The following is an 11665-nucleotide window of genomic DNA, read 5'->3' on the forward strand; positions in this document are numbered from 1 at the left end:
GCGGAGTCAATGTCAGCCGAAAGGACTAGCGGCGCTGGTGCGGACGCGCTTGGAGCAGGGCTTGGCCGCCCCGGGGAGATCAATTCAGGGAAATCGTCGATCGGGCCCGATCGGGTCCGCTCGTGCCACCGAACGGACTATCGCATGGAATTGGCAGACTTCGCCGCCAGCGCGCAAAGCGCGCTTAATCAACACGTGTGGGACTACATCAGCGGCGGAGCGGGCTGTGAATGGGCGCTGCGGGCCAACGAGGCGGCATTCCAGCGCCTGACCCTGCGGCCGCGGGTGCTGGTCGACGCCTCGGCGTGCGACACCGGGACCAGCCTGCTGGGGGCCGAGCTGCCCGCCCCCATCGGCATCGCCCCGATGGCCTACCACCGCCTGCTCACCCCGGAGGGCGAGCTGGCCACCGCGGCGGCCGCGGACGGGCTGCTGTTCGTCGTCAGCATCTTCGCCAGCGCCGATGTCGCCGAGATCGCCAAGGCGGCGACCGGTCCACTCTGGATGCAGCTGTACTGGCTGCGCCAGCGCGCCGCCTTGCTCGACCTGGTGGCCCGGGTGGAGGACGCGGGCTACGGCGCCCTGGTCCTGACCGTCGACGCCCCGCGCGTCGCCCGCCGCCCGCGCGACGTGCGCAACGGCTTCACCGTCCCCGAGGGGATCCGCGCGGTGAACCTCGACGCCGCGGTGATGGCCGCCAGCCACCGCGCCGAGGCGGGCACCTCCGCCATCGAACGCCACTCCCGCGAGCAGTTCGACCCGACGATCACCTGGGCGGACCTGGCGTGGCTGCGCTCGCGCACCCGGCTGCCGCTGGTGCTCAAGGGGATCCTCACCGCCGAGGACGCCGAGCTGGCCGTCGCCAACGGCGTCGACGCCATCGTCGTGTCCAACCACGGCGGCAGGCAGCTCGACGCCGCCCCCGCCACCCTCGACGTCCTGCCCGAGATCGCCGAGCGGGTCGCGGGCCGCATCCCGGTCCTGCTCGACGGCGGCGTGCGCAGCGGCGCGGACGTCGCCAAGGCGATCGCGCTCGGCGCGGCCACCGTGCTGGTCGGGCGACCGGTGCTGTGGGGGCTGGCCCACAGCGGGGCGGATGGAGCTGCCGCGGTGCTCGGCCTGCTGCGCGCGGAGCTGGCCGAGTGCCTGGCGCTGTGCGGCAGGCCGGCCCTGGGGGCGGTGGACGGGTCGATGATCAGGCCCTCTCCGCGGTGACGAACGCGGCCAGCCGCGCCACCCCCGCCACCAGCCGGTCGGGTTCGACGTAGCTGCACGACAGCCGCAGCTGGTGCTGCCCGCCGCCGTCGAGGTGGAAGGCGCTCATCGGCGTCCACAGCACCCCGTGGTCGCGGGCGGACCGCTCCAGCGCGGCGTTGTCCGCGCGGAACGGCACCGCCACCACCACGAAGAAGCCGCCTGCGGGGGTGTTCCAGGTGACCCCGGACCCGGGCGGGAAGCGCCGGGCGAGCTCGTCGAGCATCAGCCGCAGATTGGCCCGGTAGAAGGCGATCGCGCCCGCGTTGGCCGCGCGCAGCTTGCACCCGGCCCGCACCAGCAGCCCGCCGATCACCGCCTGGCTCAGCGACGGGGTGTTCACCGTCGTCATGCTCTTGACCTTGGCCAGCTCGTCGGCCAGCAGCCCGCCGCGCACGCGCTGGTCGGCCAGGACGTAGCCGAGGCGGGCGCCGGGGAAGCAGGTCTTGGCGAAGGAGCCGACGTAGACGACCCCGCGGCGGGTGTCGAGCGACTTGAGGGTGGGCGCAGGCACGTCCTCGGCGGTGAAGAAGCCGTACGGGTTGTCCTCGATGACGAGGACGCCCTCGGCCGCGCACACCGCCAGCAGCCGCTCGCGCTCCTCGACGGCCATGCTCGCGCCCGAGGGGTTGGCGAAGTCCGGCACGACGTACAGCGCGCGCGGTCGCTTGCCCCGCCGCCGGGCGGCGGCCGCGGCCGCGGCGACCTCGGCCGCGGCCAGCCCGTCCGGCCCCTCGGGGACCGCGACCACCTCGATGTCGAGCAGCCGCGCCGCGCCGGTGATCCCGACGTAGCCGGGGGAGCAGACCATGAGCACGTCGTCGGGGTGGCCGAAGAGGGCGCGCAGCACGATGAGCAGGCCCTCCTGCGCGCCGACGGTCACCACCACCGCCTCGGGCGGGACGTGGATGCCCTCGTCGTTGGCGACCGCGCGGGCGATGAGGTCGTGGATCTGGCCGTTCGTGCGGCCGTACTGGAACAGCGCCGCGCGGTCGTCCACGCCCTCCTGGCGCAGGTGCTCGCGGTAGGCGCGCAGGTACTCGGGGATCAGGTCCGGGTCGAAGTGCCCGTCGTGCGGCCGCCCGGGGGCGAAGGAGATCGCCTCGGGGAAGCGGGCGGTGACCTCGTTGAGGAACATCATCGCCGAGAGCACCGGGTCGGCGAGGCTCTGGTGCAGGCCGTCGATCATCCGAACGCCGCGCGCAGCCGGGCCGCGGCGTCGGCGACCGCCGCCGCCGCGGTGTCGACGGTGCCGAACATGGCGAAGAACCCGTGCGCCATCCCGGGGTAGCGGATGAGCTCGGTCGGCACGCCCGCCGCGGCCAGCCGCTCGGCGTACCGCTCGCCCTCGTCGCGCAGCGGGTCGAACTCGGCGGTCAGCACGGTGGCGGGCGGCAATCCCGTCAGGTCGGCGCGCAGCGGAGAGGCCAGCGGGTCCGCCCCGTCCTCCGGACGGGCCAGGTAGTTGCCCCAGTACCACTCCACCGAGGTCCGGTTGAACAGGTACCGGTCGGTGTTCTCCCGCATCGACGGGGTGTCGGCGGCGTGGTCGGTGTTCGGGTACACCAGCAGCTGGTGGACGATGGCCGGGCCGCGCTCGCGGGCCAGCAGGGTCACCGCGGCGGCCAGGTTGCCGCCCGCGCTGTCCCCGCCGACGGCGATGCGGCCGCCGTCGAGGCCGAGCTCGCCTGCGTGCTCGGCGATCCACCGCACGCCTGCGTGGCAGTCGTGCACGGCGGCGGGGAACTTGTGCTCGGGGGCCAGCCGGTAGCCCACCAGCGCGGTCGCGCAGCCCGCCGCGACCGCCAGCCGCCGGGCGACCGGGTCGGCGGTGTCGATCGTGCCCAGCGTCCAGCCGCCGCCGAAGAAGTAGACCAGCACCGGCAGCCCGGGTTCGGTGCTGGGGCGGAAGATCCGCACCCGCAGCGGCGACTCCGGGCCGGGGATCTCGTGCTCGGCCACGTCGGCGACCGGCTCGGGCGTCCCCGCGTCGTCCTGGATGGACCGCAGGTCGGCGGCCCGCGCCTCGGCGAGGGTCATCTCGTACAGCGGCACGGCTGCGGCGCGCGCTCGTCGGTCGCGCATCAGGCTGACCTGCGGGTCCAGGGGCATTCGGTGGCTCCATGGGGGCGGTGGAGGGGACGTGGCCGCGGGTCGCGCGGCCACGCCCCCGGGATGGATCAGAGGTCGCGCACGCTGCGCTCCACGACGCCGCCCATGATCGATCACCTCCTGCCCGCACAGTGCGGATCGGTGGCGCGAGCATAGGCACGGCCCGGATTGGGCGTCGATCCGCCGAAGGAACGAACGGCCCATACGTCGTATCTGATCCTCAGTGGACAGCTGTGCCGAAGTGCCTGCGGCTACGCCGCTCGGGCCATCACCCGGCACTGCACCGGCACAATCGGTCCGTCCGGTGTGGACGTCAGTAGCCGCGGTTGTACTGGAAGTACCACCCGCCGCCCTGCAGGTAGCAGCCCCAGGTGGGGTTGAGGTTGTGGTAGCGCTGCTTGTCGGCCAAGCAGGACTGCTCGGTCGGGTAGGGGCCAACCGGGATCCAGGTGGACGCCTGGGCGGGCGTTCCCGCGATGGCGACGGCGATGGTGGTGGCGACGGCGGCGCTGATGATGCGCATCGGGTCTCCTTGCGTTGTCTGGCCACAGGATCTGCGATCGCGCGTGGCCGGGGAAGCCGCCGATCGGCCGCAATGGTCCAGTCCAATTGGGCCGGTGGGGCGGTGGCGCCCGGCGGTTCGCAGGCACTTTCGGCGCCTGCCCCTGCCGGTCCGCCCACCCGCCCGCGCTGTCGTCACGTTCCGAACCCGGACCGTCGCGCCACGTGATCACTCGAATGGACCCATGATCCGCCCACTCCGATCTTGACGCTGGTCGGCGCGCCGGGGATTGTCGGTGGTCGAACGTATGGTCGAGAGCGACGGGAAGGAGGAGCATGGACAGCAGTTGGCGACTTGTGCACGACGCGGTGATCCCGTACGGCAAGACCGGCCAGGACACCGTGGTGCACGCCCGCGCGTACGAGTCTGATTCCCACGACATCCCGGTGGTGGTGCTCAGCGAGTTCGGCGACCACCAGGGCCGACCCCTGACCCAGGCGTTCCCCGAGGCCGCCGCGGCCGCCCAGGCGGCCCTGTACCGCCGCGGCACCGCGCTGCGGTTCGTCCACCACACCCCGCACGGCCAGCGCTTCCACGAGGTGGCCTTCCACCACCGGCTGCGCAAGACCGTCTTCTACCACCGCGGCGCCCCGCCCCCGCGCCGCGGCCGCTCCGGCCAGTGGTCGACCAGCGCGACGGCGGTCACCGTGCGCGGCGCCCGCCGCCACGTCTTCCAGCCCCCGCGCTGGGAGCAGGACACGCCGTGGACCTTCCACGGCCCGCGCTGGACCGCCCTGCGCACCGAGCAGGCGGCCGGGCACGCCATCCCGCAGGCCCGCTCCGCCCAGCCCATCGAACTGCTCATCCCCGACGTGCTGGGCGCGACCCCCATCCAGGTCTGGCCCCCGGACCGCTACCTGCCCTCGCTCATCGGCGGCGCGACGGCCCGCAAGCTGGCCGACGCCCGCAACGCCGCCATCACCCCGACGACCCCGCCCAGCGCCCCGGTCCTGTTCTGAGCCCGTGCGACACCGCCGGGATCGGCTCGTAGGCTGGCCCCGGCGGGATGGGAGGCCGAGGTGGGCGAGACGACGGTGGCCGGGGTCATGGCGGAGCTGGCCGCGCTGGACGACCCGCGCGCCCGCGCGGTCAACCAGCGCCACGGCGACGACCACGGGGTCAACCTCGGCAAGCTCCGCGCGCTGGCCAAGCGCTTGAAGACCCGGCACGAGCTGTCCTGCGAGCTGTGGGCGACCGGCGACAGCGCGGCCCGGCTCCTGTCCACCCTGATCTGCCGCCCCAAGACCTTCACCCGCGACGACCTCGACGCCATGCTGCGCCAGGCCCGCACCCCGAAGGTCCACGACTGGCTCCTCGGCAACGTGGTCAAGAAGAGCCCGCACGCCGAGCCCCTGCGCCTGGCCTGGCTCGCCGACCCCGACCCCGCCGTCGCCAGCGCGGGCTGGAGCCTGACCGCCGACCGCGCGGCCAAGGACGCGGGCGCCCTCGACCTGCCCGCCCTGCTGGACACGATCGAGGCCGAGATGAAAGCCGCGCCTGAGCGCCTCCAGTGGGCGATGAACACCTGCCTGGCCCAGATCGGCATCGCCCACCCCGAGCACCGCGCCCGCGCCATCACCATCGGCGAGCGCCTGGGCGTCCTCAAGGACTACCCCACGCCACCCAACTGCACCTCCCCGTACGCCCCGACCTGGATCGCCGAGATGGTCCGCCGCCAGTCGGCCGGGAGCTGAGCGCAAACGTCCTCTGTGGACGCCCTGGCTCAGCAGAACAACCTGACAGGTACTCGGGAATCGGGAACAAGGTCACCTCCTGCCGCCGATCGGTAGCCAACCGGGCCGCTGAAACGATCATCCCATCGGCAGATCACCCGCAGGAGGAGGAGAGACCATGCGAAGAACGGCAGTGGCCGCGGTCGCCGCGCTGCTCGCGCTGCTGGCGCCCGGAACCGCCTCGGCGGGCAACTTCCGGCAACCGCTGCTGGGGGACCTCAACGGCGACGGCCGAGCCGACCGCGTCGTCCTGGGGCCGGACAACGCGGTCACCCCGACGTGCTCGCTGCAGGTCGAGCACCGCAACGCCGACGGCACCTTCGCCCCGCCGATCACGCACACCTACACCTCGCACTACCGGACCCGCCCGTACTGCCCGGACATGGGCGAGGTGGTCGACCTCGGCGGCGACGGCGTCCCCGAACTCGTCCTGACGGCCTTCCAGCATTCTTCGGCGAGCACGCAGCTGATCGTGCTGCGCGACTTCATCCCGATCGCCCCGCTCCCCGGGCTCAACTTCCCCAGCACCCTGCGCAAGGTCGACTTCAACGGCGACGGCCTGGTGGACATCTGGCAGTCCACCGACCAGAGCGAGCAGCTCGTCTCCTACCTCAACACCCCCTCGGGCACGCTCGTGCCCGGGCCGATCAACCTGTGCAGCGGCAGGCCCATCCCGCAGCACGCCTTCGCCGACTTCGACGGCGACGGCGGGCAGGACATGCTCCTGTCCCGCCGCTGCCCCCGCGGCGCGAACTTCGTCGAGCTGCACTTCGGCAGCGGCCGCCCGCCCGTGCAGTTCGCCCGCTTCCCCGACAGCACGACCCACGAGGTCTTCGTCACCGACCTCCTCAACGACGGCATCCCCGACGTCGGCCTGATCGCGCGCACGAGCGAGGGCGTGCTCTCCGTCCGCCACTTCCGCAACGACGGCGGCGGCTCCTTCACCGAGGTCTGACCCCGGTCAGCGGTGGCGTTCGAGCCACGCGGCGATCCCGTCGGCGGTGGTGGGCAGCGCGGTGGTCAGCACGTCGGCCCCGTCCGCGGTGACCACCACGTCGTCCTCGATGCGGATGCCGACGCCGCGCAGCTCCGGTGGGACCGTCCGGTCGTCGGGGTGGAAGTAGAGGCCCGGCTCGACGGCGAGCACCATGCCCGGCTCCAGCGCCGCCCCGTGGTAGGCGCTGGGCCGGGCGGCCGCGCAGTCGTGCAGGTCGAGGCCGAGGTGGTGGCCGATCCCGCAGACGATGTAGCGGCGGTGGTGCTGGCCCGCCGCCGACAGGGCCTCGTCCACCGATACCGGCAGCAGGCCCCAGTCGTGCAGCCCCCGGGCCAGCACGGCCATCGCCGCGTCGTGGAAGTCCAGGAACACCCGGCCCGGGCGGACCTCGGCCAGCGCGGCGGCGTGGGCTTGGTGGACCAGGTCGTAGACGCGGGCCTCGGCGTCGGTGAAGGCGCCGGAAACCGGGAAGGTGCGGGTGATGTCGGCGGTGTAGAGCGAATGCGCCTCCACCCCCGCGTCCAGCAGGAGCAGCGCGTCCTCGGCGACCGGGCTGTCGCAGCGCGACCAGTGCAGCACGGGGGAGTTGGGGCCCGCGGCGACGATCGAGGCGTAGCCAGGGCCGTTGCCCGCGGCGCGGGCGCGGCGGTCGAAGGTGCCCTGCAGCCAGCGCTCCCCGCCGCCGCGCACGGCGTCGTCCAGCGCGGCGGCCACGTCGGCGAAACCGGCGACGGTGGCCGCGACCGCGCCGCGCAGCTGCCCGATCTCCCAGTCGTCCTTGATCCGGCGCAGCTCGGCGAGCGTGGTGCGCAACTCCGCGCTGTGCGCGGGCACCAGCGCGTCCAGCCACGGGTCGACCCCGCGCGCGGCCAGCACCCCGGGGTGGCGCCCGCGCAGCCCGGCGGGCAGCTCGTCGAGCGGGCGGCAGGGCAGGCCCAGCGCCCGCTCCCACGCAGGCAGGCCCGCCTCCCGCCCCACCCAGAACCGGCTGCGGTCCACATCGGCGAAGAAGTCCACCTCGTCGGCCCCCGCTGGCTCGGGCAGGAAGAGCACGGCGTCGTGGCCGCCTGGGAACGGCGTCATGACCAGCACCGCCCCCGGCGCCTGGCACCCGGTCAGCCAGACGAAGTCGGAGTCGGCGCGGAAGCCGTGGAAGGTGTCGTTCGAGCGGACCGACGGCCTGCCCGCGGCCACGGCGATGCGCTTGCCGGGCAACGCTTCGGACAACCGCTCGCGGTGCGCTGCCGCGGCCCCGGCCGCCTCCGGTCCGCACGGGGCCGGGTCCTCGCGCGGTTCCCAGCCCTCACGCATCCAGGCGCGGAAGCCGTCCGCGTCGGCCAGCCTCGGCATGCTCCGCTGCGTGTCCATCCCCCTGGGCCCTCCCCGTGCGCGATCGGCGATCACCGGCGAGTGTCGCCGCCTGCGAACGGGATCGGGTAATGCATTCTGCGATTGATCGCGGTGATGGGGCATCAACGGGATTGATGGAGAAATCTATGGCCCCTTTCCCGATCGCCGAATTCTTGGTGGACGCTCGGCGGCCGACCTACACTTCGCTGATGGAACTGGAGGTGCGGCACCTGCGCACGGTCGCGGTGATCGCCGAGACGGGCAGCCTGACCAAGGCGTCGATGGTCCTCGGCCTGTCCCAGCCCGCGCTTTCGGTCCGGCTCAAGCGCATGGAGGAGGAGATCGGCGCGCCGCTGTTCACCCGCAGCCCGGCGGGCGTCGAGCCGACCGCGGTCGGGGAGTACGTGCTGCTGCGGGCCCGCGCGATCCTCGCCGCGGTGGCCGAGCTGCGCCGGGGCGCGGCCCGCTTCGCCGAGCGGGCCAAGCCGGTGGTCACCGTCGGCGGCTCGGCGGGCTCGGTGCTGCTGGGGCTGGCCGAGCGGATGAGCGCGAGCCTGCCCGCCGCCGACGTGCGCATCACCATGGAGTACTCGCCGCTGCTGCTGCGCGACCTGGTCCTCGCGGGCAGGCTGGACCTGGTGACGACCGTGGACTACCCCGGTTTCGAGACCCCAGCCCACGAATCCCTGCACTGCGAGGTCATCGAGGAAGAGCCGGTGTTCGTCGTGCTGCCCAGCACCGACCCGCTGGCCGGGCAGGACGAGATCGCCTTGGGCGAGCTGGCCGACCACAGCTGGGCCATCACCCCGCCGGACGGCGCGGGCTGGCCGGACTGCTTCCAGCTGGCCTGCGCGCACCACGGGTTCACCCCGGACGTCCGCTTCACCACGACCAACGCCGACTCGATCCGCGCGCTGGTCGCCGCGGGCCGGGCCGTGGCCCCGTGCCAGCCGGTGTACTTCGCCGACGACCGCGTGGTCGTGCGGCCGATCGCGGGCAACCCGGTGTCCCAGCGGCACGTCATGCTCTGCCCGCGCGGCGGCCCGCTGGCCAAGCGGCTGCCCGCGCTGGTCGACCACGCCCGCGAGGCGTACTGGGCGTTCGTCCGCGAGCACTCCGCCCACTTCGACCTGCTGCGCGCCGCGCGCTGACGAGCCCGGCGGGGGGTGCCCCCGCCGGGCTCGCCGAACAACGGCTCAGTACCGCGCGCTGACCGCCACGCCGGAGCAGGCCGGGTTGCCGCCGAGGCTGACGAACACGTAGCCGGACGGCGGCGCGGCCACGGTGATGGACTCCGCGTTGCCCGCCGCGGTGGAGCGGTGGGTCGCCGTCGCCGCCGTGGCCCACGTGCTCCCGCTGTAGTACAGGTCGCAGTTGCCCGTGCCGCCGGAGGCGGTGAGCCGCAGCTGCGCCGTCCCTGCGGGCAGCAGCACGTACAGGTAGTCGTACCCGGAACCGCTCACCGAGCGGTTGGACCGCACGCAGCCGTTGCCCAGCATGCGCGTGTCGCTGCCGGTGCACTCCGCCCCCGAGCTGCCCACCGACACCGTCTTCGTGACCGTCCCGGTCAGCCCGCCGTTGTCGGTCACCCGCAGCGTGACGGTGTAGACGCCGTCGGCGGCGTAGGTGTGGCTGGGCGCCGCCGCGGTGGCGGTGCTGCCGTCGCCGAAGTCCCACCGGCGCTCGACGACCGATCCGTCCGGGTCGGTGGAGCGGTCGGTGAAGGCCACCGTGCGGCCGGAGACCGCGCTGCTGAAGTCGGCCGCGGGCGGCTGGTTGTTGGCCCCGCCCCCGCAGGACCCCGCGGCGCAGCGGGACAGCCAGGCGTCCCAATCGGCGTCGTAGCGGCTGCCGATGCCGGTGAGGAACGATCGCGCGCCCGCCCAGTCGCCTCGGCGGTAGTTGCCGAGCACCGTGTCGACATCAGCGCGGTGCGACTGGAGCATGTACCGCACCGCCAAGTAGCCCCACCGGTAGATGCGGGTGGTGTCGTGGCTGTAGGTCGTGCTGAACAGCGTGCTCAGCGCATAGGTGCGCCTGCCTGCTTCCGCGATCGCCTCCGTGTAGGGGAGGTCGCGGTAGGTGTAGGAGACGTACTCGGCGAAGCCCTCGATCCACCAGATGGTGGGCGTGGAGACGTTCGAGCCGAAGTCGCCGTGCATGTTGAAGCGGCCGTCGAGGTAGTGGGTGTACTCGTGGTTGAGGTTCCAGATGGCGAAGGTCGGCAGCAGCCACTCGGCCTCGTAGGCGATGAACCGGGCCTGGTTGCCCGTCGCGGACGGGTTGCCCTCCAGGTAGATCCCGCCGTTGTTGGTGTCGATGCCCCACATGGCCCCGGCGTAGGTCTGGTAGTCCGTGCTGGAGTCGTAGACCACGACCTCCAGGGAGGTGTTGCGGTCCCCGGCGACCGGGCCGGAGTCGCGGGCGATGCCGTGGAAGAACGCATCCTGGGCCAGCAGGCTGGAGCAGGTCTGCGACAGCTGCGCCGCGGTCAGCTGCTGGGCGCGGATGCGCAGCGTCGACGCGCAGGTGTGGGTGATGGGCAGCACCTCGGCGGCCAGCCGGGCAGGCAGGTCGCAGGTGTTGTAGTAGGCGCAGTTGGGCTTGTCGTAGGCGTCGGTCATCTCCGCCATGCCCACCCACAAGGGCGCGGTGGCGCCGCGGATGCTGGAGATGCCCAGCAACTCGCGCACGTACGGCCGCACGGTCGCGCGCAGCGGTTCGTGCTGCAGGAACCGCGCCAGCTCCCGGCCCGCGTTCGAGGCGAGGTAGGACTGCCTGCCGCCGAGCAGGCCGACGTGCCGCCGCGCGAAGTCCCGCAGCGTCGTCAGCACCGCGCGGTCGTTGCCCACCGCGGTGACGAACTCCGGCCGGTAGTGGCCGCGGAAGAGCACGGTGTAGACGGAGTTGACCGCGTTCAGCATGCTGGGGAACTGGTCGTACGCGGAGTTGTAGGCGTTGAGCAGGCGGCTGACGACGCCGAGGTACCGGTCGCCCAGGTTGGCGCTGTCGATGAGGACGACGGCCTCCGAGAGCACCTCGCCGTTGGCCGCGGTGACCTCGAAGGCGCGCGGGGCGGCGAAGTGGGTGTCCAAAGCGGACCGGACGGCGGCGGTCAGGGCGGGTCCGTAGTCGCCGACTTCCGGGTTGTACCACTGCACGTAGAAGCCTGCGCGCAGGAACAGCGCCAGCCTGCCCGCGCCGGTGGAGTCATTGCCCGGGTAGGCGCTGGAGACCGACCGCATCCGGTCGGCGACGGTGACCATCTGCGCCTCGCTGAACGTGCGGCGGGCGTCGTCGCCGGTCAGCGAGAACAGCGCGTTCACGCAGGCCGGGTCGGAGGTCGCCACCCGGTCGGCCAGCGCGGGGCCGGTCAGCCCGACGATGGCGCACGCCGCCAGCGCGCGTGGGGCCTGCGGTTCGGGGAGGTCGTAGTCGGCGCGCAGGGCGTCGTCGGTGGCGGGCAGCGGCGGCCGCTCGGCGACCGGGAGCCGCCCCTCGCCGACGTGCCCGTCGTCGAGGCCGCTGCTGGCCAAGCCGAGCGGCGGGGGACCTGCGGGGGCGACGGGGGCCTCCGCGGCGACGGCGGAGGCGGCGGAGAAGGCCATTGCAGCGGTGAGGAGCAGAACGGGGACGGATGTTCGGATTGCCATTCGC

At 73.2% G+C, this 11665-nt stretch carries 10 protein-coding genes; 5 read left to right on the top strand and 5 right to left on the bottom strand.

The window, feature by feature from the left end; genetic code table 11:
• The first annotated feature begins 144 nt into the window (after nt 1–144).
• Nucleotides 145–1215 carry an alpha-hydroxy acid oxidase gene (locus tag ACWEPX_RS22355; protein WP_451899156.1) on the top strand — a complete coding sequence of 357 codons (1071 nt, stop codon included), beginning with the start codon at nt 145–147 and terminating at the stop codon, nt 1213–1215.
• Here the strand turns inward: ACWEPX_RS22355 and ACWEPX_RS22360 are convergent.
• The 3 genes from ACWEPX_RS22360 to ACWEPX_RS22370 all read right to left on the bottom strand — a co-directional run bounded on the left by ACWEPX_RS22360 (nt 1196) and on the right by ACWEPX_RS22370 (nt 3889).
• On the bottom strand, nt 1196–2443 hold the full coding sequence (locus ACWEPX_RS22360; RefSeq protein ID WP_451899157.1) for an aminotransferase-like domain-containing protein: 1248 nt from the start codon (nt 2441–2443) through the stop codon (nt 1196–1198). The two genes, ACWEPX_RS22355 and ACWEPX_RS22360, sit on opposite strands and share 20 nt — an antisense overlap.
• Nucleotides 2440–3366, bottom strand: a complete 927-nt coding sequence (locus ACWEPX_RS22365) for an alpha/beta hydrolase (protein WP_451899158.1) — start codon at nt 3364–3366, stop codon at nt 2440–2442. Before ACWEPX_RS22365 ends, ACWEPX_RS22360 begins: the two co-directional genes overlap by 4 nt.
• Before the next feature lie 313 nt (nt 3367–3679).
• The gene (locus ACWEPX_RS22370) at nt 3680–3889 is read right to left on the bottom strand and encodes a hypothetical protein (RefSeq protein WP_451899159.1); all 210 of its coding nucleotides are present in this window, start codon (nt 3887–3889) and stop codon (nt 3680–3682) included.
• Nucleotides 3890–4203: 314 nt separating this feature from the next.
• Here ACWEPX_RS22370 and ACWEPX_RS22375 point away from each other — a divergent pair, with 314 nt between their 5' ends.
• From ACWEPX_RS22375 to ACWEPX_RS22385, 3 genes are all read left to right on the top strand, one after another.
• Nucleotides 4204–4887 carry a hypothetical protein gene (locus tag ACWEPX_RS22375; RefSeq protein WP_451899160.1) on the top strand — a complete coding sequence of 228 codons (684 nt, stop codon included), beginning with the start codon at nt 4204–4206 and terminating at the stop codon, nt 4885–4887.
• A gap of 60 nt (nt 4888–4947) precedes the next feature.
• Nucleotides 4948–5622 (top strand): DNA alkylation repair protein, encoded by a 675-nt coding sequence (locus tag ACWEPX_RS22380; RefSeq protein WP_451899161.1) that lies wholly within the window; start codon nt 4948–4950, stop codon nt 5620–5622.
• 157 nt (nt 5623–5779) lie between these two features.
• Nucleotides 5780–6616 carry an FG-GAP repeat domain-containing protein gene (locus tag ACWEPX_RS22385; RefSeq protein WP_451899162.1) on the top strand — a complete coding sequence of 279 codons (837 nt, stop codon included), beginning with the start codon at nt 5780–5782 and terminating at the stop codon, nt 6614–6616.
• A 6-nt stretch (nt 6617–6622) separates the two neighbouring features.
• On the opposite strand, the gene ACWEPX_RS22390 is transcribed toward ACWEPX_RS22385, so the two are convergent.
• Entirely contained in the window at nt 6623–8026 is a 1404-nt protein-coding gene (locus ACWEPX_RS22390; RefSeq protein WP_451899163.1) for an aminopeptidase P family protein, read from the bottom strand.
• 191 nt (nt 8027–8217) lie between these two features.
• On the opposite strand from ACWEPX_RS22390, the gene ACWEPX_RS22395 reads away from it, so the two are divergent.
• The gene (locus ACWEPX_RS22395; RefSeq protein ID WP_451899164.1) at nt 8218–9159 is read left to right on the top strand and encodes a LysR family transcriptional regulator; all 942 of its coding nucleotides are present in this window, start codon (nt 8218–8220) and stop codon (nt 9157–9159) included.
• A gap of 45 nt (nt 9160–9204) precedes the next feature.
• On the opposite strand, the gene ACWEPX_RS22400 is transcribed toward ACWEPX_RS22395, so the two are convergent.
• Entirely contained in the window at nt 9205–11661 is a 2457-nt protein-coding gene (locus ACWEPX_RS22400) for a collagenase (RefSeq protein ID WP_451899165.1), read from the bottom strand.
• Nucleotides 11662–11665 lie beyond the last annotated feature (4 nt).

This window comes from Actinokineospora sp. NPDC004072 (assembly GCF_053604195.1).

Bases quoted from the DNA above. Each gene is read 5' to 3' on its own strand.
- ACWEPX_RS22375 (WP_451899160.1), top strand. From the start codon at position 4,204: ATGGACAGCAGTTGGCGACTTGTGCACGACGCGGTGATCCCGTACGGC.
- ACWEPX_RS22355 (WP_451899156.1), top strand. From the start codon at position 145: ATGGAATTGGCAGACTTCGCCGCCAGCGCGCAAAGCGCGCTTAATCAA.
- ACWEPX_RS22360 (WP_451899157.1), bottom strand. From the start codon at position 2,443: ATGATCGACGGCCTGCACCAGAGCCTCGCCGACCCGGTGCTCTCGGCG.
- ACWEPX_RS22365 (WP_451899158.1), bottom strand. From the start codon at position 3,366: ATGCCCCTGGACCCGCAGGTCAGCCTGATGCGCGACCGACGAGCGCGC.
- ACWEPX_RS22370 (WP_451899159.1), bottom strand. From the start codon at position 3,889: ATGCGCATCATCAGCGCCGCCGTCGCCACCACCATCGCCGTCGCCATC.
- ACWEPX_RS22395 (WP_451899164.1), top strand. From the start codon at position 8,218: ATGGAACTGGAGGTGCGGCACCTGCGCACGGTCGCGGTGATCGCCGAG.
- ACWEPX_RS22400 (WP_451899165.1), bottom strand. From the start codon at position 11,661: ATGGCAATCCGAACATCCGTCCCCGTTCTGCTCCTCACCGCTGCAATG.
- ACWEPX_RS22385 (WP_451899162.1), top strand. From the start codon at position 5,780: ATGCGAAGAACGGCAGTGGCCGCGGTCGCCGCGCTGCTCGCGCTGCTG.
- ACWEPX_RS22390 (WP_451899163.1), bottom strand. From the start codon at position 8,026: ATGGACACGCAGCGGAGCATGCCGAGGCTGGCCGACGCGGACGGCTTC.